20 protein-coding genes are annotated in these 23,354 nt (G+C 72.3%); 11 read left to right on the top strand and 9 right to left on the bottom strand.

Features of this window, described 5'->3' with window-relative positions; genetic code table 11:
• Positions 1–44 precede the first annotated feature (44 nt).
• The gene (locus ACWGIF_RS23800) at positions 45–1,058 is read left to right on the top strand and encodes a Gfo/Idh/MocA family protein (RefSeq protein WP_453500496.1); all 1,014 of its coding nucleotides are present in this window, start codon (positions 45–47) and stop codon (positions 1,056–1,058) included.
• A gap of 78 nt (positions 1,059–1,136) precedes the next feature.
• Here the strand turns inward: ACWGIF_RS23800 and ACWGIF_RS23805 are convergent, their stop codons facing one another.
• Complete coding sequence (locus ACWGIF_RS23805) at positions 1,137–2,123, bottom strand: DMT family transporter (protein ID WP_453500497.1); 987 nt, start codon at positions 2,121–2,123, stop codon at positions 1,137–1,139.
• 133 nt (positions 2,124–2,256) lie between these two features.
• Between ACWGIF_RS23805 and ACWGIF_RS23810 the strand changes: the two genes are divergently transcribed.
• A complete protein-coding gene (locus tag ACWGIF_RS23810) occupies positions 2,257–2,628 on the top strand; it encodes a hypothetical protein (protein WP_453500498.1) in 372 nt (123 codons plus the stop codon).
• 55 nt (positions 2,629–2,683) lie between these two features.
• Here ACWGIF_RS23810 and ACWGIF_RS23815 read toward each other — a convergent pair whose 3' ends face one another.
• Positions 2,684–3,298 carry a dihydrofolate reductase family protein gene (locus ACWGIF_RS23815; RefSeq protein ID WP_453500499.1) on the bottom strand — a complete coding sequence of 205 codons (615 nt, stop codon included), beginning with the start codon at positions 3,296–3,298 and terminating at the stop codon, positions 2,684–2,686.
• A 216-nt stretch (positions 3,299–3,514) separates the two neighbouring features.
• Between ACWGIF_RS23815 and ACWGIF_RS23820 the strand changes: the two genes are divergently transcribed.
• On the top strand, positions 3,515–4,246 hold the full coding sequence (locus tag ACWGIF_RS23820; protein ID WP_453500500.1) for an SDR family oxidoreductase: 732 nt from the start codon (positions 3,515–3,517) through the stop codon (positions 4,244–4,246).
• Between the two features lie 311 nt (positions 4,247–4,557).
• On the opposite strand, the gene alc is transcribed toward ACWGIF_RS23820, so the two are convergent.
• The gene (gene alc, locus ACWGIF_RS23825; protein WP_453500501.1) at positions 4,558–5,691 is read right to left on the bottom strand and encodes an allantoicase; all 1,134 of its coding nucleotides are present in this window, start codon (positions 5,689–5,691) and stop codon (positions 4,558–4,560) included.
• Between the two features lie 2 nt (positions 5,692–5,693).
• Positions 5,694–7,028, bottom strand: a complete 1,335-nt coding sequence (gene allB / locus ACWGIF_RS23830) for an allantoinase AllB (protein WP_453500516.1) — start codon at positions 7,026–7,028, stop codon at positions 5,694–5,696.
• Between the two features lie 337 nt (positions 7,029–7,365).
• Between allB and ACWGIF_RS23835 the strand changes: the two genes are divergently transcribed.
• Positions 7,366–8,169, top strand: coding sequence for an IclR family transcriptional regulator (locus ACWGIF_RS23835; RefSeq protein ID WP_453500502.1), 804 nt, complete (start codon positions 7,366–7,368; stop codon positions 8,167–8,169).
• A 70-nt stretch (positions 8,170–8,239) separates the two neighbouring features.
• Here ACWGIF_RS23835 and ACWGIF_RS23840 read toward each other — a convergent pair whose 3' ends face one another.
• Entirely contained in the window at positions 8,240–8,932 is a 693-nt protein-coding gene (locus ACWGIF_RS23840; protein WP_453500503.1) for an ABC transporter ATP-binding protein, read from the bottom strand.
• Complete coding sequence (locus ACWGIF_RS23845; protein ID WP_453500504.1) at positions 8,929–10,014, bottom strand: ABC transporter permease; 1,086 nt, start codon at positions 10,012–10,014, stop codon at positions 8,929–8,931. The genes ACWGIF_RS23840 and ACWGIF_RS23845 overlap by 4 nt, the downstream gene beginning before the upstream one ends.
• A 221-nt stretch (positions 10,015–10,235) precedes the next feature.
• Here ACWGIF_RS23845 and ACWGIF_RS23850 point away from each other — a divergent pair, with 221 nt between their 5' ends.
• The 3 genes from ACWGIF_RS23850 to ACWGIF_RS23860 all read left to right on the top strand — a co-directional run bounded on the left by ACWGIF_RS23850 (position 10,236) and on the right by ACWGIF_RS23860 (position 14,124).
• Complete coding sequence (locus ACWGIF_RS23850) at positions 10,236–11,411, top strand: sensor histidine kinase (protein ID WP_453500505.1); 1,176 nt, start codon at positions 10,236–10,238, stop codon at positions 11,409–11,411.
• Positions 11,408–12,037, top strand: coding sequence for a response regulator (locus ACWGIF_RS23855; RefSeq protein WP_453500506.1), 630 nt, complete (start codon positions 11,408–11,410; stop codon positions 12,035–12,037). Before ACWGIF_RS23850 ends, ACWGIF_RS23855 begins: the two co-directional genes overlap by 4 nt.
• Before the next feature lie 362 nt (positions 12,038–12,399).
• Positions 12,400–14,124 (top strand): PP2C family protein-serine/threonine phosphatase, encoded by a 1,725-nt coding sequence (locus tag ACWGIF_RS23860; RefSeq protein WP_453500507.1) that lies wholly within the window; start codon positions 12,400–12,402, stop codon positions 14,122–14,124.
• A 48-nt stretch (positions 14,125–14,172) separates the two neighbouring features.
• Here ACWGIF_RS23860 and yczR read toward each other — a convergent pair whose 3' ends face one another.
• Positions 14,173–15,663: a MocR-like transcription factor YczR gene (gene yczR, locus ACWGIF_RS23865; protein ID WP_453500508.1), complete on the bottom strand. Its 1,491-nt coding sequence runs from the start codon at positions 15,661–15,663 to the stop codon at positions 14,173–14,175.
• Positions 15,664–15,900: 237 nt separating this feature from the next.
• Here yczR and ACWGIF_RS23870 point away from each other — a divergent pair, with 237 nt between their 5' ends.
• The 3 genes from ACWGIF_RS23870 to ACWGIF_RS23880 all read left to right on the top strand — a co-directional run bounded on the left by ACWGIF_RS23870 (position 15,901) and on the right by ACWGIF_RS23880 (position 19,979).
• On the top strand, positions 15,901–16,512 hold the full coding sequence (locus tag ACWGIF_RS23870; RefSeq protein ID WP_453500509.1) for a nucleotidyltransferase family protein: 612 nt from the start codon (positions 15,901–15,903) through the stop codon (positions 16,510–16,512).
• A 252-nt stretch (positions 16,513–16,764) separates the two neighbouring features.
• Positions 16,765–18,384: a malate synthase A gene (gene aceB / locus ACWGIF_RS23875; RefSeq protein WP_453500510.1), complete on the top strand. Its 1,620-nt coding sequence runs from the start codon at positions 16,765–16,767 to the stop codon at positions 18,382–18,384.
• Between the two features lie 473 nt (positions 18,385–18,857).
• Positions 18,858–19,979 carry a GDSL-type esterase/lipase family protein gene (locus tag ACWGIF_RS23880; protein ID WP_453500517.1) on the top strand — a complete coding sequence of 374 codons (1,122 nt, stop codon included), beginning with the start codon at positions 18,858–18,860 and terminating at the stop codon, positions 19,977–19,979.
• A 34-nt stretch (positions 19,980–20,013) separates the two neighbouring features.
• Here the strand turns inward: ACWGIF_RS23880 and ACWGIF_RS23885 are convergent, their stop codons facing one another.
• Positions 20,014–20,400 (bottom strand): VOC family protein, encoded by a 387-nt coding sequence (locus ACWGIF_RS23885; protein ID WP_453500511.1) that lies wholly within the window; start codon positions 20,398–20,400, stop codon positions 20,014–20,016.
• 162 nt (positions 20,401–20,562) lie between these two features.
• Between ACWGIF_RS23885 and ACWGIF_RS23890 the strand changes: the two genes are divergently transcribed.
• Positions 20,563–21,561, top strand: coding sequence for an MTH938/NDUFAF3 family protein (locus ACWGIF_RS23890; RefSeq protein WP_453500512.1), 999 nt, complete (start codon positions 20,563–20,565; stop codon positions 21,559–21,561).
• A 132-nt stretch (positions 21,562–21,693) separates the two neighbouring features.
• Here the strand turns inward: ACWGIF_RS23890 and ACWGIF_RS23895 are convergent, their stop codons facing one another.
• A complete protein-coding gene (locus ACWGIF_RS23895) occupies positions 21,694–23,094 on the bottom strand; it encodes a nucleobase:cation symporter-2 family protein (protein WP_453500513.1) in 1,401 nt (466 codons plus the stop codon).
• Positions 23,095–23,354 lie beyond the last annotated feature (260 nt).

Here is a 23,354-nt window from a genome sequence, read left to right on the forward strand (position 1 = left end):
GCGGGCAGATTGACAGGTCCCCCGTACGGGGCCAGGTTGAGTGCATGCGCATCGGCTTGATCGGAACGGGCCGGATCGGGTCCTTCCACGCGGCTGTACTGGCCCGCCACCCGGAGGCGGGCTCGCTCCTGCTCGCGGACGCCGATCCCGCGCGGGCGGCGCGCCTCGCCGACCGGCTCGGGGCCACCGCCGCGCCCTCCGTGGAGCAGGTCTTCACCTGGGGCGTGGACGCGGTGGTGGTGGCGTCCGCGACCGAGGCACACGCGGAGCTCGTCGTACGGGCGGTCCGCGGCGGGCTGCCGGTGTTCTGCGAGAAACCGCTGGCCCCGGACCTGCACCGGTCGCTGGCCGCGCTGCGGGAGGTCGCCGCCGCGGGCGGACTGCTCCAGGTGGGCTTCATGCGCCGCTTCGACGCGGGCTACGGCACGGCCCGCGAGCTGGTCCGTTCGGGCGCCCTGGGGCGGCTGCACACCATACGGACGATGACGGCCGATCCGGCGCCGCCGGCCACCGCGTATCTGGCGACCTCCGGCGGGCTGTACCGGGACTGCCTGGTGCACGACTTCGACATGGTCCGCTGGGTGACCGGGCACGAGGTGGTGGAGGTGTATGCGGCCGGATCGGACGCGGGTCCGCCGCAGTTCCGGGCGACGGGCGACATCGACACGGCCGCGGCGGTCCTCACCCTGGACGACGGAACCCTGGTCACGGCCACCGGTACCCGGTGCAACGGCGCCGGGTACGACGTACGGATGGAGCTGGCCGGGGAGCTGGACCAGGTCTCCGTGGGGCTGGACGACAGGACGCCGATCGCCTCCACCGAACCTCACGGCCCGCCCCCGGCGAGCAAGCCGTGGACGAGCTTCCTGGAACGTTTCGCCCCGGCCTACGAGGCCGAGCTGTCGGCTTTCGTCCAGCTGGTGCGGGGCGCGGGCGCCAATCCGTGCGACGGCCGGGAGGCGCTGGCGGCGTTCCGGATCGCGGAGGCCTGCGAGCTCTCCCGCCGGGAGCGGCGCCGGGTCCGGCTGGAGGAGCTCCCGGACCTGCCGGTCCTCTGAGCGCACGGGCGTGGGGCGGGGCATTGGGCCACCCTATGGCGGGGGCTCACCCCTGGCTGCGGCGTTTTCCGGACACCCTCAGCCGGTGGCCGGGGCGGGGACGGTGCCGGCGGCGGGGACGGTGCCGTCGGCGGCCGGGACGGGGGCGGGTGCGGGGGTGACCGCCCGGCGGCCCCAGGCGGTGCCCACGAGGACCAGGGCCGCGCCGGCGTAGCCGAGCGGGCCGAGGTGCTCACCGCCGATGGCGATGCCGGCGACGGCCGCCCACAGGGGCTCGGTGCCGAGCAGCAGGCTGACCCGGGAGGGCGAGGTGCGGCGTACGGCCCACATCTGCACGAAGAAGGCGAAGAGTGTGCAGAAGACGGAGAGGAAGGCCAGGCCCGCCCACTGTGCGGCCCCGAAGCCGGCGGCGGCGGCCCAGGGGGTGGCTCCGGTCCCCGGCACGGCGGCCAGCAGGGCGAAGACGAGGACGGCGCCGCCGAGCTGCACGGTGGTCAGGGACAGCGCATCGGCTTCCTGGACGGCCTCGACCCGGGCCATCAGCAGGACGTGCAGGGTGCGGGCGAGGGCGGCGCCCAGGATGAGCAGGTCACCGAGGCCGGGCGCGGTGAAGCCGGCGCCCTGGGTCAACAACACGACACCCGCGACGGAAACGCCGGCGGCGCCGAGGAAGGCCGGGGACGGCGCCCGCCTCCGCACCGCGGCTTCGGCGAGCGGTGTGAAGATCATGGTCAGGCTGATGATCAGCCCGGCGTTGGTGGCGGAGGTGTGGACGACCCCGTAGGTCTCCAGGAGGAAGATCCCGCCGAGCACGAGGCCCAGTCCCCCGGCGCCGCGCAGCTGGGGCGCGCCGAGCGCGCGCAGCCGCGCCCACCCGACGACGACCAGCACGGGCAGGACCAGGGCGAACCGGAGCACGAGCACGGCGATCACGGTGTGCGTGGTGGTGATGCCCTTGGCTGCGAGGTAGCTGCCGCCCCACACGACGGCGACGGCCAGCACGGGCAGATCGGCGAGCCGGGCCCGGCGGGGGGCGGCTTCGGGGGCCGGCGGAATCACGGTCATCGGAGGTCTCCAACGTCACGGGACAGGTGGAGACTTCGGCGGCTCGCACGGGTGCGGGCACACCGTACCGGAGCCGATCATGCGGGGCGACCCCTTTCCCGGCCGCCCGCACCGGACCCGTAGCATCGGGCGCATGGCTGATCTCTACGCCCTGGACCTGGCGTTCGACCTGCTCGGCAGCACGCCGGACGCCGTACTCGCAGAGGTCCGGCGGCAACTGGCGCCGGACGCCGGTCTCCTCTCGTCCCGCGGCCCGGCCTGGCGCGTCGGGGGCATGCTCGTCGGTGCCTTCGCCCCGGCCGAGCGCGACGGGTGGGCGCTGACGGCCCGCCAGGAGATCCACGAGGAACAGCTGCCGGAGCTGGAGGACTTCCTGCTGCTCCTGGCCCCCCACATCCGTCCGCCGGGCCCGGTCGGCCGCATCCGCCACTACGAGCACGAGTCCCCGGACCTGCTGGTCCTGCGCGAGGGGCGTGTGGTCCAGCTGGCGCTGGATCCGCGGTAGGGCCGCGCCTTTCGGATCCTGTCTCCCCGGCGGGATCGCAAGGACACGGCCCGGCTCATTCGAAGGTGCCGAACGAGGCCCTGCCCGTCGGGCGGCAGGTGGAGATGGCGACCCCTGCCGGAGTCGTGCGGAAGTCCGCCACCTCGTAGGCGGTCGGCAGCCCGCCGGTGGGGAACAGTCGGCGCCCCGTGCCCAGGACCACGGGGAAGACCAGCAGGTTCAGCTCGTCGACGAGGTCGCGGGCCAGCAGCCACTGCGCCAGCTGCCCACTGCCGTGCACCTGCAGCTCCCCGTCCAGCGCGTCCTTCACCCGGACGATCTCGCTCTGCAGGTGCTCCCCGTCGAGCACGGTGGCCGGCCCCCAGGCCGGCTCCTTGAGGGTGGTGGAGGCCACGTACTTCGGCAGCCGGTTCAGGTTGCCCGCGATGGGGTCGGCGGGGTCGTCGTGCTCCGGCCAGTACGAAGCGAAGATCTCGTACGTCCGGCGCCCGAGCAGGAACGCCCCGGTCCGCCCGAAGACCTCCCTGGTGAACTCCCCCATGCCCTCGTCGTAGAACGGCACCAGCCACCCGCCGTACTCGAACCCGCCGCTGCGGTCCTCGTCCGGCCCTCCGGGGGCCTGCATCACGCCGTCGAGGGTCACGAAGGTGGTCAGGGTCAGCTTGCCCATGGCTCTGCGCTCCTTGCTCGGTCGCCCTTACACGAATGCAGACTCCCCGACCCCCGCGAACTCATCGCCGCGCCACGCACGGGCCGCACCCCGGTTCGACCGACCAGACCGCGCCGAACGCAAGGTCGTATTCCCGCCAGCGCCGTCGACCCGTCGGGCATTTCATTGAACCAACAACCACTTGGTGGGCAAGGGAAACAACCGAGGAGGAACGCCGTGGACGGCAAAGTGGCACTGGTGACAGGTGGCAGCCGGGGGATCGGGGCCGCGACCGCCCTGCGGCTGGCACAGGACGGGGCGGACGTCGCGTTCACCTATGTCAGCGGCGAGGAGGCCGCGGACGAGGTGGTCGGAAAGATCGAGGCGTGCGGGCGGCGGGGGCTGGCCCTGCGGGCCGATGCCGGGGATCCGGTGGCCGCCGCCGGCGCGGTGGAGCGGACCGTGCGGGAGTTCGGGCGGCTCGACGTACTGGTCAACAACGCCGGCGTGGGGGTGCTCGGGCCGTTGGAGGCACTGACCGCGGCCGATGTGGAGCATGTGCTCGCGGTCAACGTGCGCGGGGTGTTCACGACCACGCAGGCGGCGGCAACGGAGCTGGGCGCCGGCGGGCGGATCATCACCATCGGCAGTTGCATGGCACAGCGGGTGCCGGGGTCCGGCGGGACGCTCTACACGATGAGCAAGTCGGCGCTGATCGGGCTGACCAGGGCGCTGGCCCGGGAGCTGGGCGGACGCGGGATCACCGCGAACATCGTCCACCCGGGGCCCGTGGACACCGACATGAACCCGGCGGACGGGCCGTACGCCGGGCCGCAGGCCGCGATGACGGCCCTCGGGCGGTTCGGGGCGGCGCGGGAGGTGGCGGACGTGGTGGCGTTCCTGGCGGGGCCGCAGGCCGCGTACGTCACGGGGGCCGAGTTCGCCGTGGACGGCGGGCACGCCGCGTAGCCCTCTTGCCGGGCGTGCGGCGGCTCGAGCCCTGGCGTGCGGGTCCGGGCTCGTGGCAGGGGCTCGCCCCGGACCTCGGGACCCTGCGCCTCAAACGCCGGCGGGCCAAGGATGCAAGGCGCCTGCGGGTTCGGTGCACGGGGCTCCGCCCCGGACCCTGCGCCCCAAACGCCGGCGGGGCAGGAACGGCGCGCCCCGCGCCTCGAACGCCGGAGGGGGCGCAATGGCGCCGGCCTGCGCTGTAAGGGGGCTGGCAGGGCGGAGCCTGCCCGGGGGTGTCGGCCCCCGGGCAGGCTCCACGCGCTGCGTGGCTAGCCCCCCAGCTCCTGGTGACGGGCGGTCAGCGCGGCCGCGCCGGCCTCCGTGAGGGAGCCGTACAGGCGCAGGCGGGAGAAGCCGCCGTCCGGGAAGATGTCGATGCGCACGTGCGTGCCGACCGCCGGGGCGTCCAGGACGAAGCGGTGGTTGGTGTCGGGCTGCAGGCGGGTGCGCGGCAGGAACTCCGTCCACTCGCCCTCCTCGCCGGTCTTGATGGACAGAGAGGCCCAGCCGGCCGAGTTGCCCTTGAGGTAGGCGGTGTCGATCTCGACGGCGCGGATCTCGGACTCGGTGACGAGCTGGTAGCGGATCCAGTCGTTGCCGTTGTCGCGGCGGCGCGCGGTCTCCCAGCCGTCGTCCATCTTGCGGGAGCGGCCCGGGTTGATGGTGTTGGCCGGCGGGGAGTAGAAGCGGTTGGAGGCGTCCTGGACGGAGCCGCCGTTCTCCAGTGCGACCACGTCGAAGGAGCCGAGCGCCGCGAGCCACTTCGGGTCGGGCAGGACCTCGCCGTAGACGCGCAGGCGGGCGATGCCGCCGTCGGGGTGCTGGTTGACGCGCAGGTGCGTGAAGCGCTGCTCGACGTCGACCTCGAAGCCGTTGGCCGCGTGGCCGCCGACCGGGGTGCGGGCGACGATGGTCGTCCACTTCACGTCGTCGCCCTGGAGCTCCTCCGGGGTCGGCGCGAGGGCGCCCTCCCAGTTGGTGGCCTCGATGGAGACGGCCTGCGGCATGTTGCCGCGGAAGTGGGCGGTGTCGACGACGACCCCGCGGATGACGCCGGGGGCGCCCAGGCGTACGAGCGCCCAGTCGTGGTCCTCGGCGGTCGGCCAGGGCTGGGTGGCGGAGATGCCGCGGCGGCGTCGGGTCTCCCAGCCGTCCATGACCTTGCCCTTGTGGCCGAAGTCCTCCGGGTCGAAGTGCGCGGCCTCGGAGATCAGCAGGTTCTCGCGCTGGGCGAAGAACTCGTCGTTGGCGGCGATGACTCCGGCGCCCAGTTCACGGGCGGCGAGGTTCGCGTACTGGGTGAAGGGGAAGTCCGCGGTGCGGTAGTCCGCGTACGGGTCGCCGCCTCCGTACGGGTTCGCGTTACCGGTGAAGGAGGCCGGTCCAGTTGAACGCTGTGCCACTGTCAGTTCTGCCTTTCGATGAGGAGGCCCGTGGGCTCGGTCGGGGTGCCGTGGTCGGCGATCTGCGTACCGCGCAGCCAGGTGGACTTCACGACGCCGTACAGGGTCTTGCCCGCGTAAGCGGTGACCCGGTTGCGGTGGTGGAGCTCGGCCGGGTCCACGGTGAACGTTTCTTCGGGGGCGAGCACGGCGAAGTCGGCGTCGCGGCCGGCCTCGATCGCGCCCTTCTGCGCCAGGCCGGCGAGGGCGGCCGGGGCGGCGGACATCCAGCGGACGACGTCCTCGAGGGAGCGTCCGCGCTTCCTCGCCTCGGTCCAGATGGCGGGCAGGCCCAGCTGGAGGGAGGAGATGCCGCCCCACGCGGTGGAGAAGTCGCTGGTCTTCAGGTCCGCGGTGGAGGGCGAGTGGTCGGAGACGATGCAGTCGATGGTGCCGTCGGCGAGCGCGTCCCACAGGAGGTCCTGGTTGGCGGCTTCGCGGATGGGCGGGCAGCACTTGAACTCGCTGGCGCCGTCCGGCACTTCCTCGGCCGTGAGGGTGAGGTAGTGCGGGCAGGACTCGACGGTGATCCTGACGCCCTCGGCCTTGGCGGCGGCGATCAGCGGCAGTGCGTCGGACGACGAGAGGTGCAGCACGTGGACGCGGGCGTTCAGCCGCTTCGCCTGGGCGATCAGGTTGCCGATCGCGGTGTTCTCGGCGTCGCGCGGACGGGAGGCCAGGAAGTCGGCGTACTTGGGGCCGGGGACGACGGGCGCGGCGTCGAGGTGGTGCGGGTCCTCGGCGTGCACGATCATCAGGCCGCCGAAGCCGGTGATCTCGGCGAGTGAGGTGGCCAGCTGCTCCTGGTCGAGCTCGGGGAACTCGTCCACGCCCGAGGGCGACAGGAAGCACTTGAAGCCGTAGACGCCGGCGTCGTGCAGCGGGCGCAGGTCCTTGACGTTGTCCGGCAGGGCGCCGCCCCAGAAGCCGACGTCCACGTGCGCCTTGGCGCGGGCGACTTCCTGCTTGACGCGCAGATTGCCGGTCGTGGTGGTCGGCGGCAGGGAGTTCAGCGGCATGTCGAGGATCGTGGTGACGCCTCCGGCCGCCGCGGCGCGGGTGGCCGTCCAGAAGCCTTCCCACTCGGTGCGGCCCGGGTCGTTCACGTGGACGTGGGTGTCGACCAGGCCGGGGAGCAGGACGTCGTCGCCGAAGTCCTGCAGCCGGGCTCCGTCCGGTACCTCGGCCTCGTACGCCAGCACGGCCGTGATCTTCCCGCCGGCGACGGCCACCGAAGCGGCACGCGTCCCCTCGGGGGTGATGACGCGCGTCGAGCGCAGTACCAGTTCCACAGCCACGTCGGACACCGGAACCTCCCCATCTACTTCCACAGAGCGAAATTCAACGTTCTGTTGACGGAGTCTTCCCGGCGATCCGGAGCCAGTCAAGAGCGCCCGGACGGACCACTGACACCCCGGGATCACCGTTGGATGTTTCCACAGCATGGAATTAGGATTTCGCTATACAGAATGGAGCTACCGCCGCCGGGGGCGTGGCGGGTAACTTCCCGAGGACGTCCGCCACCAGGACAAACCCTCTCTGACCGGCGGCGACGGCCCTGACCCCAGCACTAGGGCCGACGCCGACCGCCGGGTAGGCTGCTCTCTTGCCTGCCAGCACCGAAAGGACCGCGCCGTGCCGACGTCCAGCGCCAGCACCACCGACGCTTCCTCGAAGACCCCTGCCGCCAGCGGTGGCGTCCAGTCTCTTGAGCGCGCCTTCGATCTGCTCGAACGCATGGCCGATGCCGGGGGTGAGGTCGGCCTCAGCGAGCTCTCCGCCGCCAGCGGTCTGCCCCTGCCCACGATCCACCGCCTGATGCGCACCCTGGTGGCGTGCGGTTACGTCCGCCAGCAGCCCAACCGACGGTACTCCCTCGGCCCCCGCCTGATCCGCCTCGGCGAGTCCGCGTCGCGCCTGCTGGGGACCTGGGCCCGCCCCTACCTCGCCCGGCTGGTCGAGGAGACCGGCGAGACGGCGAACATGGCGCTGCTCGACGGGGACGAGATCGTCTACGTCGCCCAGGTGCCGTCCAAGCACTCCATGCGCATGTTCACCGAAGTCGGCCGCCGGGTGCTGCCGCACTCGACCGGTGTGGGCAAGGCGCTCCTGGCCCACACCCCGGCCGAAGAGGTGCGCGCCCTTCTCGCCCGCACCGGGATGCCGGCGGCGACCGAGAAGACCATCACCACGCCCGAGGGCTTCCTCGACGCGCTGGAGCAGGTCCGCAAGGTGGGCTACGCGGTCGACGACAACGAGCAGGAAATAGGAGTCCGCTGCCTCGCGGTCTCCGTGCCGAACTCGCCGACCGCCGCCGCGATCTCCATCTCGGGTCCGGCCGGCCGTGTCACCGAGGCCGTGGCCGAGTCGTTCGTGCCGATTCTGCAGGGCGTCGCCGCCGAGCTGTCGGTGGCGCTGTCCAACCAGACCCCGGCGTAGCCCCCAGCCCCGCGCGGACTGCCCCGGCGCCCCTCTCCACGAGGGGCGCCGGGGCAGTCCCGTACGCCGCTCAGGGCGCCCGGACCGGGTCCGGGCCCTGGGTGAGGCGGCCGTCGGCCATCGTCGCCGTACGGTCCATCCGCTCCAGGTGGGCGTGGTCGTGGGTGACCAGCACCGTGGCGGTGGAGCGCTCGCGGGTGAGGCTGACCAGCAGGTCGAGCACGGCCGCGCCGCGCTCGTGGTCCAGCGCGCTGGTCGGCTCGTCGACCAGCAGGACGGCCGGCTCGTTCATCAGGGCGCGGGCGATGTTCACCCGCTGGCGCTGGCCGCCGGAGAGCTGGTGGGGACGCCTCCCGGCCTTGTCGGCCAGGCCGACCGCGTCCAGCAGTTCGAGCGCGCGGCGGTGCGCCGCCCGCGCGGGGCGGCCGGAGAGGTGCGCCATGACCTGGAGCTGTTCGGCGGCCGTCAGCGAGGCCGGCAGGTTCGGCTGCTGGAAGACGATGCCGATCTTCTCCCGGCGCAGGGCCGACTTCTCGGCGGGGCTCAGGCCGGTGGTGTCCCGGCCCGCGACGACGACCCGGCCGCAGTCCGGCGTCACGAGCGTGGCGGCGACCGCGAGCAGGCTGGACTTGCCGGATCCGGAGGGTCCGATCACCGCCGTCAGCGTTCCGGCGGGCACTTCCAGGCGGACCGCGTCGAGGGCGGTGAGCCGGCTGTCGCCGTCGGGGTAGGTGAGCGTGACGTCGTGGACGAGCAGGGTCATCGGGCGCTCCCGAGGGCGGTCAGCGGGTCGACGGCGGTGATCCGCCGGATGGACAGGGCCGCGCCCAGCGCGCCGAGCAGGATCATGATCGCGGCCGGGACGAGCACCGTGGCGGCGTCCAGGACGAAGGGCACGTCACCGCCGCTGATCAGTGCACCGAAACCGGCGGCGAGCGCGGTGCCCAGGCCGGTTCCGATCGCCAGCATCACCACGGCCTGGCCGAGGGCGTCCTTGAGGAGGTACGGGGTGGAGGCACCCAGTGCCTTCAGGACGGCGACGTCACCGCTGCGCTGGATCGTCCACACCGTGAAGAAGGCCCCTATGACCAGGGCCGAGATGACGAAGAGGAAGCCCCGCATCAGCTGGAGCGAGCCGTTCTCGGCCTGGTACGAGCCGATGGCGCCCAGGGCCTCGTCGACGGTCCGCGCCTTGGTGGAGGCGGCCTCGTCCGCGGCGGCGAGGTCCAGGCCGCTGCCGGAGACGGCGACGACGGTGGCGAGGGTGTCGATGGAGGTACCGGGGTTGCCGATGCGCTGCCAGTCGTTGAGGTCCATCCACACGACCGGGGTGTGGCTGTAGGCGGCGGTCCCGGAGACGGCGGCCACGGTCAGTTCGAGCGGGCCGATCCTGAGCTTGGCGCCGGCCGTGATGCCGCCCAGCTCCTTCGCGGCCTTCTCGGCAAGGACGACCCGGCCCTGGGTGAGGCCGGCCTTCCGCGGACCGAGGCCCCCGGCCGGGTCCACGCCGAAGACGGAGACGGCCGCGGTGCGCTCACCCGAGACGGCGTTGGTGGTGCGGATGCCGAGCGGCTCCGCGGCCGTCACCCCCGGCCGGCCCCTCCAGGCCAGCCAGGCGGACTCGGGCACCTGGGAGTTGGTGAAGGACACCTTCTGGTCCCCGGTGGGCGCGGCGAAGGCCAGGTGGGACGCGGGCAGGCCGGTGATGGCCGAGATGTTCTCCCGGGCCAGGCCGGAGGTGAGCCCCGACAACAGGCCGACCAGCAGCGTGATCAGCAGAACGACCGAGCCCATGAGGGCGAAGCGGCCCTTGGCGAACCGTAGATCTCTCCATGCGACGAACATGTCCCCCACCCTGGTGTTCCGCGTGGACACAAGGCATCGCGCCACAGGAGCGATCCTCGTATCGAAGGGTGCACCCGGACATCGAACTTTCGGTTGACCGGGACCGCTCCCCGCCCACTTACGCTGGTCGGGCCATGACTGCTCCCGTTCCCCCCGGACCGCCCGGTCCGCCCGTTCCCCCCGGTCCGCCCGTTCCCCCCGCCTCCCGCGCCCCCACCCCCGTGTCGAAAGTGCTGCGGCTGTGCCTGCACGCGCTGCTGTTCGGGCTGCTCGCCCTCGCCGCCGGGCGGGCGGTCGCCGACTCCGCGCCGCGGGCCGGCTGGGTGGTCGCCGCCTGCGCGGTGCTGGCCACCGTATACGCGGGCGGCGTACGGACCCCCGCGGTGCACCGTTCGCCGAGCGCCGGGGCCGTGTGGCTTGCCGGGCTCGGGGCGGCCTGGTCGGCGCTGCTCGCGGTCTCCCCCGACGGGCTGTGGATCGCCTTCCCGCTGTACTTCCTCGAACTGCACCTGCTGCGGCTGCGCTGGGGCGTCGCGGCCGTCGCGGTGACCGCCTGCGCGGCCATCGGCGGCTTCCTCGCGCACAGCAGCGCGGTGACGCCCGGGGCCTTCCTCGGGCCGCTGCTGGGCGGGGCGGTGGCGGTGGCGACCGTCCTGGGCTACCAGGCGCTGTACCGCGAGAGCGAACGCCGCCGCGAGCTGATCGAGGAGCTCATCACGACGCGGGCCGAGCTGGCCGCGGCCGAGCGGGGCGCCGGCATCCTGGCCGAGCGCGAGCGTTTGGCCCGGGAGATCCACGACACCCTCGCCCAGGGACTGTCGTCCATCCAGCTGCTGCTGCGGGCCGCCGAGCGGGCGCTGCCGCAGGAGGCGCCCGCCCTGGAGCACATCGCCCGGGCCCGGGAGGCCGCCCAGGACAACCTCGCCGAGGCCCGCCGCTTCGTACGGGCCCTGACCCCGCCCGACCTGGAGCACGGATCGCTCGCCGCCGCGCTGGAACGGCTGTGCACGGGTGTGCCGGGGCCGCGGGTCCGGTTCTCGCTGAGCGGCAGCCCACGGGTGCTGCCCACCCCGTACGAGGTGGCCCTGCTGCGGATCGCGCAGTCGGCGCTGGCCAATGTGGTGCGGCACGCACGGGCCGGGCGGGCCGAGATCACCCTGACCTTCATGGACGCCTCGGTCACGCTGGACATCGTCGACGACGGCCACGGCTTCGATCCCTCCGCGGCCGCGTCGGGCTGCGGCTCCGGCTCCGGCGACGGGGGCTTCGGGCTGCCCGCGATGCGCTCGCGCGCCGAGACCCTGGGCGGGCTGTTCACCGTCGAGTCCGATCCCGGCCAGGGCACCGCCGTGGCCGTCACCCTGCCGTTGCCGCTGGAACCCGTGGAGGCACCGTGACCATCCGTCTCCTGCTCGCCGACGACCACCCGGTGGTCCGGGCGGGGCTGCGCGCGGTGCTGGACACCGAAGCCGACTTCGCGGTGGTGGCCGAGGCCGCGACCGCCGAGCGTGCGGTGGAGCTGGCGGCCCGCGAGCCGGTGGACGTGGTCCTGATGGACCTCCAGTTCGGGACCGGCATGCACGGCTCCGAGGCGACGGCCCTGATCACCGCCCGTCCGGGCGCCCCCCGGGTGCTGGTGCTGACCACGTACGACACGGACGCGGACATCCTGGCGGCGGTGGAGGCGGGCGCCTCCGGCTACCTGCTCAAGGACGCCCCGCCGGAGGAGCTGGCTGCGGCCGTACGAACGGCCGCGGCGGGCCAGTCCGCGCTGGCCCCGGCGGTGGCGCTGCGCCTGATGGACCGGATGCGGACTCCGGCGGAGGCGCTGACGAAGCGGGAGCTGGAGGTGCTGCAGCTGGTCGCTGACGGCCTGTCGAACCAGCAGATCTCCAAGAAGCTCTTCCTCAGCCAGGCCACGGTCAAGTCCCATCTGGTGCACATCTACGCCAAGCTCGGAGTCGACTCCCGCACCTCGGCGGTCGCGGCCGCCGCCACCCGCCGACTGATCCGCACCCCGTAGCGGCAGGCCGGCGGGGCCGCGGGGGCTCGGGCGCGGCCGGACGTCCCGGCCCGATGGGCCGGACGGCCTCTTCGGTGTCCGGGGGCGCGTGGACGGTCGGCGCGAGGGCAGGCGCCCCTCGCACAGCACCGGACCAGCGGACGAACGGAGGGGACCGGGCCACCGCCCCCATGCCCCGGCCCTCTGCTGCGCGAGCTGTGCGGACGGGACCGGGGGATCCTGTACCTGAACTCCTGACCGGACTACTGACGGACTCCCGACCGGACTCCCGACCCGACTCCTGACCAGCCTGCGCACGGGCACGGTCGCGGCGTGACCCCGCGGCGCTCCGTCCGTGCCAGCGACCCCGCCGGTGGTGACCCATGAGCCCCGTAATCCCCCAGGACCCCGACACGCTCAAGCAGCATCTCGCCCGCGAGGTGAGAGCTCTGCGGGACGCCGCACGGCACGGGGCCGGGGTCCGGCTCGACGAAAGCCCCGCTCCGGCCGGGGCGCGGCGGGCGGACGAGGACGAGGAGCACTGCTCGTGCGGTACGGGAGGGCCCGGGCACGGCTGCGGTGACGAGGGCGAAGGGCACGATCCGTGGGCGTGCGTCTGCGCGACCCTGCCCGCCATTCCCTTGTCGGCCGCGCTGTTCACACCCGTACGCGACGAGTCCGGGCAGACGGTCGACTTCACGGTCAAGGCCGGCAACCACGTCCGTGCCGCCGAGTGGCTGGACGCTCCCGACCGCCAGATCGGCCGGCGGCTGCTCGAAGTGCAGCCCGGGGCCGCGGTCGGAGGCCTGGTCGGCGCCCTGGACTCCGTCCTGAGCACCGGCCGCGCCCTCAAGGCGTACGCCCTGGACTACACGGAGCAGCGCAGCGACGGTCTGCACCGTACGAAGCTGCTGTACGACGCCTCGTCCTGCGGCGGCAAGGTGCTGGCGACGTGGCGCGCCGCCCACAACCGCATGGAGCTGCTGTCGCTCGACGCGCAGTACATCGCGTCCATGGGCTGGGGCACCTGGGACCTGCTGTCGGGGGAGATCACCTGGTCGGAGGGGCTGTCGTCGATCTTCCGCAGCGATCCGTCCCGGCCCCTGTCGCTCGCGGAACTGTGTGACACGGTCCTGCTGGACGACGTACCGCGCTTCGGGAGGTTCCTGCTGGCGCTGGTCGACGGAGAGGAGCCGTCGGGGACCGAGATCCGCTTCAGCGTGCTCGGCGAGGTGCGCACCCTGCACCTGGTGGGGCACCCCGTGATCGCGACCGACGGGCTTCCCTGGTCGGTGCACGTCATCGCGCGGGATCTGACGTCGCAGGTGCGCAGCCGGCAGCGGCTGGCTGCGACGCGCAGGCAGTCCGACCGGCTGCGGGAGGAGGCGGCCGCCGAGCGGCGGGTCGCCGCCACCCTGCGGGAGGCACTGCTGCCGACGCACTCCGCCGAGCTCGCCCAGGCGGGACTGTCCGTGGCGGCCGCGTACATGCCGGCGGAGACGGACGCGGCGGTGGGCGGGGACTGGTACAAATGCCGCCTGCTGCCGGACGGACGGATCCTGCTCGCCATCGGCGATGCCTGCGGGCACGGGCTGAGCGCGGTGGCCCGGATGGCGCAGCAGCGGCACGCCCTCGCGGGTCTCGCCCACTCCCCGGGGACCCATGCGGGCCAGCTCACCACCTGGCTCAACGAGCTGCTGTGCGCCGACCCGGCCGCCGAGACCGCGACCGGTGTCATCGGGCACATCGACCGGGAGCGGCGGTTCCGCTGGGCGTGCGCCGGCCATCCGGCGCCGCTGCTGCTGCGCGACGGGACGGCCTCGGTGCTGGACACGGAGCACCGCGGCCCGCTCTTCGGGCTGCTGCCCGGACATGAGTACGAGACCGCGACCACGGACCTTCTTCCCGGCGATCTCCTCCTGCTCTACACGGACGGCATGGTCGAGCGCCGGGGCGAGGACATCGCCGACGGCATCGACCTCCTGCGCAAGGTGCTCGCGGGCTGTGGCGGGCTCGGCCCCCAGGACACCCTCGACCGCATCATGGACGCGTACACGCCCGAGGAGCACGAGGACGACACCTGCCTGGTGGCCCTGAGCGTCTCCTGACTCCTCCTCCGCCGGGTCGCAGGAGCCCTCCCGGCGGAGGCCCACCCCCTATGCGACCCAGTGCGGCCGTTCCACCGCCGACGGCAGCGGGACCCCGTCGTGGAAGGCGCTCGCCAGCCGGCGCACACCCTCCTCCAACCGGTCCGGCGGGAGCGTGTACGGAATCCGGAGGCGGTGTTCGAAAGTGCCCGGGTCCACCCCGAAGCGCGCACCGCGGCCGATGTGCACACCGGCGGCCGCCGCCCGCTCGGCCAGTGCGGAGCTCACCGACTCGCCCAGGTCGACCCAGAGCGAGAGCCCGCCCGGCGGGAGCTGCCAGGACCATTCGGGGGTGTACCGCTGGAGCGACTGCACCAGGGCCTCGCGCTGGATCCGCAGCTGCGCGAGCCGCGCGGGCAGTGACCGGTCCATGTCGTCCATCAGCGGGAGCGCGACCAGCTGGTCGAGCACCGAGCCGGTCATGTCGGCCGAGACCCGTACGGCCGTCAGCTCGGTGATCATCTTCGCGGTGGCCCGGACCCACCCCACGCGCAGGCCGCCCCAGTGCGTCTTGCTGAGCGAGCCGATGGTGATCACGTGATCGGCGCCGCCGCGCGGGGCGAGGGAGGCCATCGGCACGGGTGCGGGGACGTCCAGCGCGATGTCGGCGATGGTCTCGTCGACCACCAGCCAGGTCCCGGTCGCGCGGGTCGCCGCCAGCAGCCGCAGCCGCTGCTCCGGCGGCATCAGGGCGCCCGTCGGGTTCTGGAAGTCGGGGATGACGTACGCCATCCTCGGCACGGTCTGGCGCAGCGTGGACTCGGCGATCTCCATGTCCCAGCCCGCGTCGGAGACGGCGATGGACGCGGTGCGCAGGCGTGCGTGGCGCAGGGCGTCGAGGGCGTTGGCGTAGGTGGGGTTCTCGGTCACGACCCGGTCCCCGGCCCGGCAGAGCATGCTGACGACCAGTGCGAAGGCCTGCTGGGCTCCGGCCGTGACGAGGATCTGCTCGGGACGCGTGGGCAGCCCGCGCCGGGTGAACCGGTCGGCGACGGCCGTGCGCAGGTCGGGCAGGCCGAAGGGGTGGTACCCGGGGTGGCGGGCGAGCCCGGACAGTCGGGGTGCGGCCCATGCGAAGGCCTCGGCGAGGCTGCCCTCGGGTGCGCCCATGGCGGCGATGGCGAGGTCGACCCCGGGGTCACCGTCGGGCCGGCCCCCGGTGCCGCCGCCGATGAGGGCGGGCGAGCCGACCGGCAGGTGGCCGTCGGGAAGCTCGGTCCAGGTGCCGGAGCCGCGCCGGCTGCGGACGTAGCCGCTCTCGCGCAGCAGGTCGTAGGCGCCGGTGACGGTGGCCCGGCTGGCGCCGACCGCCTCGGCGAGCTCACGTTCGGCGGGCAGCCGGACGTGCAGGGCGATGCGGCCGTCGAGGATCAGCGCGCGGACGGCGTGGGCGAGCGCCCGGTAGCCGGGGCGGGCCAGCACGTCGGCCGGCAGCAGGGCCGCCAGCTGACGGCTGCCGATGGTTCTGTCCGCTGTGTGGACCACTCGCCCGTTTGCCATGCCAACCTCCCCTGATTGGCTCTGACGGCCAGGCCAATCGGGGACCAGACTCGCCGTATTGGCCCCCGATTGGCAAGGAGACGCCGAGATGTTGACCGACCGTGACGAACGTGCCCTGCTGGCTGCCGCCGAGAGCCGGATCTCCCGGCCGCTGCGGATCGAGGCCGTGGTGGCCTCCGTAAGGCGCATCTTGCAGCGGCGCTCACGGGATCGCGTGCAGGAGCGAGAATCGGTGGCATGTCAGCCAACTCCCACTCCGCTCCACCCGTGATCGCGGGCCTGCTCCTGGCGGCCGGCGGCGGCCGCCGGCTCGGCGGGCGGCCCAAGGCACTGCTCCCCTACCGCGGCCGCCCGCTGGTCGAGAACGCCGTACGGGTGCTGCGCGATGCGGGCTGCGGCCCGGTGCACGTGGTGCTCGGCGCCTCGGCCTGCGAGGTCCGCGAGCGCGCCGACCTGAACGGCTGCGTGGTCGTGGACAACCCCGACTGGGCGGAGGGGATGGGCTCCTCCCTGCGGGTCGGCCTCACCTCACTGGCCGGTACGGACGCCCGAGCGGCCCTGGTCTCGCTGGTGGACCAGCCGGGCATCGGCCCGGCGGCCGTGGCCAGGGTCCGGGAGGCCTATCGCTCCCCCGCGAGCCTGGTGGCGGCGGCGTACGACGGGGAGCGCGGCCACCCCGTGCTGTTCGGCTCGGACCGCTGGGCCGACATCGCGGCGACGGCGACGGGCGACAAGGGCGCGCGGGTGCACCTCGCACGACATGCCGAAGAGCTCATGCTGGTGGAGTGCTCGGACGTCGCGGAGGCCTATGACATCGACACGCCCACCGACCTGGCACGTCTGCTCTGAGCACGGCGTGACGACAATGGCACTGAGGGCCACCAGACGGCGGAATCTGTCGACCAAGAGAATCTCGACATCAACAAACCATTGAACTTCCACCATGAGGAAATTACTATCCACTGGTCAGAAGCGCCCTGAACCCACAGACGGCGCCCGCGACCGTATCCCGGAACTCTCCACACCCGACGGCACTGCGTGCCGTCTCGCGCGAGCATTCCCCCGCGGCCGCCAGGCACCGCCGCTGAAGGAGTGACAGATATGTCCGCACCAGCGCCGTCCCCGCTGGCCATCGTCGACGCCGAGCCCCTGCCCCGGCAGGACGAAGTCCTCACCGAAGCGGCCCTCGCCTTCGTGGCCGAGCTCCACCGGCGGTTCGCCCCCCGCCGCGTCGAGCTCCTGGCCCGCCGCGCCGAGCGCCGTGCCGAGATCGCCCGGACCTCCACCCTCGACTTCCTCCCGGACACCGCACAGGTCCGCGAGGGCGACTGGAAGGTGGCGCCGGCCCCGGCCGCGCTGAACGACCGTCGTGTGGAGATCACCGGTCCGACGGACCGCAAGATGACCATCAACGCCCTGAACTCGGGCGCCAAGGTCTGGCTCGCCGACTTCGAGGACGCCTCGGCTCCCACGTGGGAGAACGTCGTCCTCGGCCAGCTCAACCTCATCGACGCGTACGAGCGCCGCATCGACTTCACCGACGCGCGCACCGGCAAGGCCTACGCCCTCAAGCCCGCCGAGGAGCTGGCGACGGTCGTCATGCGGCCGCGCGGCTGGCACCTGGAGGAGCGCCACCTGCAGTTCGAGGGCGGCCCGGCCTCCGGCGCACTCGTGGACTTCGGCCTGTACTTCTTCCACAACGCGAAGCGCCTGATCGCCCTCGGCAAGGGCCCGTACTTCTACCTGCCGAAGACGGAGTCGCACCTGGAGGCGCGCCTCTGGAACGAGATCTTCGTCTTCTCCCAGGACTACGTCGGCATCCCGCAGGGCTCCGTCCGCGCGACCGTCCTCATCGAGACGATCACCGCCGCGTACGAGATGGAGGAGATCCTCTACGAGCTCCGCGACCACGCGGCCGGCCTGAACGCGGGCCGCTGGGACTACCTGTTCTCCATCGTGAAGAACTTCCGCGACGGCGGCGAGAAGTTCGTCCTGCCGGACCGCAACGCGGTGACGATGACCGCCCCGTTCATGCGGGCGTACACCGAACTGCTGGTCCGCACCTGCCACAAGCGCGGCGCACACGCCATCGGCGGCATGGCGGCCTTCATCCCGTCCCGCAAGGACGCCGAGGTCAACAAGGTCGCCTTCGAGAAGGTCAAGGCCGACAAGGACCGCGAGGCGGGCGACGGCTTCGACGGCTCCTGGGTCGCGCACCCCGACCTGGTCCCGATCGCGATGGCCTCCTTCGACGCGGTGCTCGGCGAGAAGCCGAACCAGAAGGACCGGCTGCGCGAGGACGTCTCGGTGGCCCCTGGCGAGCTCATCGCGATCGACTCCCTGGACGCGAAGCCGACGTACGAGGGCCTGCGCAACGCGATCCAGGTCGGCATCCGCTACATCGAGGCCTGGCTGCGCGGCCTCGGCGCCGTCGGCATCTTCGGCCTGATGGAGGACGCGGCCACCGCCGAGATCTCGCGCTCGCAGATCTGGCAGTGGATCAACGCCGGTGTCGTGTTCGAGAACGGCGAGACGGCCACGGCCGAACTGACCCGTACGATCGCGGCCGGGGAACTGGCCGCCATCCGCGCCGAGGTCGGCGAGGAGGCCTTTGCGTCCGGCAAGTGGCAGCAGGCACACGACCTCCTCCTCCAGGTCTCCCTGGATGCGGACTACGCGGACTTCCTCACGCTCCCCGCATACGACCAACTGGTCGGCTGAGACCCGGGTTCGACTGGAACGCACAGCAGTCGAAGCCGGCCGGCTCCGCCCCCGTCGCCTCACGGCACGGGGGCGGAGCCGTTTGCATTCCACAACACGGCGTAGGCACAGGCCGGTAGCGCGGCCGGGGCGGGGTCCCGGGCGGCCGGACGGGCCGTCAGGCCCCGCCGGAGGTTTCGCCGGAGGCCCCGCCGGAGGTTCCGAGGCTGCGGAGGCGCTGAGTCCGCAGGCGGGGGCGCCGAACGACCGGCCTGTTGTTACTTGTTCGTAACTTGCCTGTACCTAGCGGTAACAAGCGGCCCCGTGTCACCTTTCCGATGCCACCGGCCGGCGGTACCCCCACTTCCCAGCCACGCAACGCAGTCGTTGCCGACTTCGGCGTGGCCGAACGCAGGAGTTCCGCTGTGATCGGATTCCGCAACGTCCGCAAGGACCGTGACCGCAGTCGCGTGCGACGACTGGCCGGTGCCGGGATGGTTCTTCCGCTCGCCGTCACCGCCCTGGTGGGCGCCGGCGCCGGCACCTCCGCGGCCAGCCCCGGAAACGGGCCCACCGCCGTGGTCTCCATGGGTGACAGCTACATCTCCGGCGAGGCCGGACGCTGGAAGGGCAACAGCCTGACCAACACCGGGAGCCGCAACGGCACCGACCGGGGCTGGGTCAGCGGCAGCACCTACGACCCCGGCAAGGTCTACGGACCCACCGCGGGCGGCTGCCACCGCTCCGACTCCGCCGAGGTGCGCAGCGCCGGACCGATCGCCGACGTCGCCGTGAACCTGGCCTGCTCGGGGGCGGTCTCGGACAACGTCTTCCGCGCCTCCAACGGCGGCGTCGCCTTCAAGGGCGAGGCCCCGCAGGCCGATCAGCTCGCCGCGGTGGCCGCGAGCCACGACGTCAAGGTCATCGCCCTGTCCGTCGGCGGGAACGACCTGGGCTTCGCCGACATCATCAAGAACTGCGCGTACGACTTCATCATCTGGAACTCCTACTGCCACGACGACCAGCAGTACGCCGTCGACCAGAAGATCGACGCGGTCATGGGCAAGGTCGGGAAGTCCGTGGACGAGGTGCGGGCCGTGATGCGCGCGGCCGGGTACGCCGACTCCTCGTACCGGATCGTGCTGCAGTCCTACCCGTCGCCGATCCCGCGCGGCGCGGAGAACCGGTACACCCAGAGCGACTGGAGCCGGCTCAACACGGGCGGCTGCCCCTTCTGGAACCTGGACTCGGACTGGGCGCGGGACTCGCTCGTGCCGCAGATCGCAGGCCGCATCAAGGGCGTAGCCGCGGCCAAGGGGGTGCAGTTCCTGGACCTGCGGGACATGCTGCAGGGCCGTGAGGTGTGCGCCAAGGCGAGCAAGCAGGTGAGCTCCACCGTCCCGGCGTCGGCGAAGACGAGCGAATGGGCACGCTGGATCGACAACAACGAGTCGCAGGGTCTGATCCAGGAGTCCATGCACCCGAACTACTTCGGCCAGCTGGCGGCCGGGCGCTGCCTGTCCCTGGCCGTCGCCCAGCCCGCAACCTCGGGCTTCAGCTGCAAGAACACCGCGGGCGGGGACCACACCGCAATGTTCCTGACCCCGGCCTCCTAGGCGCTCCGGGGCCTCGAACCGGAGGAAGCGCCGGCTAGGGGGATCCGTCCAGCACCGACAGGACGTTGCCCGCCGGGTCCTTGAACCAGGCGATGGTCGGCTCGTTCCCCGCCGGCCGGACGATTCCCCTGGCGTCCATGTCGAACCCGTCGTAGCGCTCGAACCGGACGCCGCGGGTGGTGAGCTCGTCGACGGCCCGGGCGACGTCGTCGACGGGGAAATTGAGGATCGTGAAGGTCGCGGGCTCGTGGTCGTCCTTCTGGTAGACCATGACGGTGGTGTCACCCGCCAGGTGCAGCGACAGCAGGCCCATGTCCGTGTGCTCCGAGACGCGCAGGCCGAGGGTGCCTTCGTAGAACTCCTTGGCCTTGCCGAGGTCGTCGACCGAGAATCCGCTGAATGCCTTGGTGTCTGCGAACATGACCGTTCCTTCGCTCCGAGGCTCCCCGCCTTCCATCCTCCCCCCGCCCGCGTCCGCCGTCGACCGGCCGCCGGACGCACGCACCGGCCACGGCCGGCCACCGTGCGTGGGACCGGGTAAATCCGGGTGAACGGCGCGGTGCGGGCTGGCATGCTCTCGCGCATGGCAGCCCGTACCGCACGTCCCGGTCTTTACATCTCCGTCGACATCGAGGCCGACGGACCCATTCCCGGACCGTATTCGATGATCAGCTTCGGGGCCGCGGTCGCCGGCCGGCAGGACGGCGCCTCGTATACGGCCGCCGATCCGCAGGAGCGGACCTTCTACCGGGAGCTGCGGCCGATCAGCGACGCGTACGTCCCCGAGGCGCTCGCCGTCAGCGGGCTGGACCGCGACCGGCTGGTGCGGGAGGGCGCCGATCCGGCGGTCGCCATGGCCGAGTTCTGCACCTGGGTACGGGAGGTCTCCGCGGGGGCGCAGCCGGTGATGTGCGGCTACCCGGCCTCCTTCGACTGGACCTTCCTGTACTGGTACCTGATGCGCTTCGGCGGGGACAGCCCCTTCGGCCACTCCGGCTGCCTGGACATGAAGACCCTCTACGCGACGAAGGCGCGGGTGCCGCTGAGGGCGGCCGTCAAGGGCCGGATGCCCCGCGAACTGCTGTCGAAGCGGCGTCACACGCACCACGCCCTGGACGACGCGATCGAGCAGGCCGACCTGATGAGCAACCTGATGCTGTGGACTCCCCCCGCTCCAGAGGCGGCTCCGGATCCGGCTCCGACACCCGCGCCCGCTGCGGCAGTGTCCCCGCGTATCACGCACGTCTCCTGGGGGCTCATCGAGGCCGAAGGGCTCGCGCCCGGCAAGGACTTCAAGCTCTACCCGGGCGGCGGCCGCCCGTGGGACTGGGCCGAGCACGGCACCCACCACTATCCCGGCATCCAGCCGCAGGACGTGCGCGAGCTCCTCGATGTCGGGGTGACGGCGGTCGTCCTGGGCCGGGGCATGGACCAGCGCCTGGGGGTCATGCCGGAGACCCTCGATACGCTCCGGGCGGCCGGGGTCGAGGTGCACGTCGAGGAGACGACCACCGCGGTAACCCTCTACAACCGGCTGGCCGAGACCGAGCGGGTCGGCGGCCTCTTCCACTCGACCTGCTGAGGACGGACGCGGCGGTGCGGACGCCACACCCGCAGTGGGTGGCGTCCGCACCGCCGTACGCTCCAGCCGGGGCCGGACGCCGGGGAATGTCGTCAAAGCAGCGTCGGCCGGACGGGACTTCGACGACACGGTCTAGTGCACCGGCACCGGGTCCGGAGCGGCTCCCGCGGCCGCGGCCCTTCGAACGCCGAGGTGGTTGAAGGCCAGGTTCAGCAGGATGGCCACGACGCAGCCGGTGCTGATGCCGGAGTCGAGGACGACCAGCAGGTCCTTCGGGAAGGCGTGGTAGAAATCCGGCGCGGCGATCGGGATCAGGCCGATGCCCACGGAGGCGGCGACGATCAGGGCGTTCTCGCCCTTCTCCATGGCAGCGCCGGCCAGGGTCTGGATGCCGCTGGCCGCGACCGACCCGAAGAGGACGATGCCGGCGCCGCCGAGGACCGGCAGCGGGACGACGCCGATGACGGAGGCCGCCATCGGGCACAGACCGAGCAGGATCAGGATGCCGCCGCCCGCGGCGACCACGAACCGGCTGCGTACCCTGGTCATGGCGACGAGCCCGATGTTCTGGGCGAAGGCGCTGCACATGAAGCCGTTGAACAGCGGGCTGATCGCGCTGCCGAGGGTGTCGGCGCGCAGGCCCCCCGCGATGGTCTTCGCGTCCGCCGGCCGGCCGACGATCCTGCCCAGGGCCAGGATGTCGGCGGTGGACTCGGTCATGCAGACCAGCATGACGATGCACATCGAGATGATCGCGGCGACCTGGAACTGCGGGGCGCCGAAGTGGAACGGGGTCGGGAAGCCGATCACCGAGGCGTTCTTGACGGCGTCGAAGCCGGTCATGCCGAGCGGGAGGGCGATGAGCGTGCCCGCGACCAGGCCGAGCAGGATGGATATCTGCTGGAGGAACCCGCGCAGGAACTTGCGCATCAGCAGCACGATGACCAGGGTGACCGCGGCCATGCCGATGTTCTTCACCGAGCCGTAGTCGGTGGCCGTACTGTTCCCGCCCTGCGACCAGTTGAAGGCGACGGGCAGGAGCGAGACGCCGATCAGGGTGATGACCGTGCCCGTCACGACCGGCGGGAAGAAGCGGACCAGCTTGCCGAAGTAGGGGGCGGCGAAGAAGCCGACGACTCCGGCGACGATGATCGCGCCGAAGATGACGGGGAGGGCGTCGTCCCCCTCCCCCTTTCCGATCGCGATCATCGGGGTCACACCGGCGAAGGAAACGCCGTTGACGAAGGGGAGTTTGGCGCCGATCTTCCAGAAGCCGAGGGTCTGGAGCAGGGTGGCGAGGCCCGCGGTGAAGAGCGAGGCGCCCATCAGGAACGCGGTCTCGGTGGCGGAGAGCCCGACGGCAGGACCGACGATCATGGGCGGGGCCACGACACCCGCGTACATGGCGGCCACGTGCTGGAGTCCGCTGGTGAACATCTTCAGAGGTGGCAGGGTCTCGTCGACCGGGTGTTTCTCCCCGGAGACCTGCGGTACTGCGACTGCGTCTTTGCGAAACCTGGGCGACTGGGCCACGGCTTCCTCCGGTCGGGTAACACGTCGGCAGGGACGTGGGTGTCTTGGAGGTGGTGCGAAAGCGGTGCGAGTCGAGCCGTATGAAGTTGTGGGTGGTGCGCATGCTTGTCCCAAGGGGTGCAGAAACGATTCGCCCAAACCGTTCCGCGTGCGTTTGCGCGCGTGGCGAAGCCAGTGGCACGAGTCACCGCCCCCGGGGGGCGCCTTCGGATCTCCTCAGGCGCTCCCTGGGAACGGCTGCCGCGGACCCCGCTCGGGTC

This window comes from Streptomyces sp. NPDC054849 (assembly GCF_053610945.1).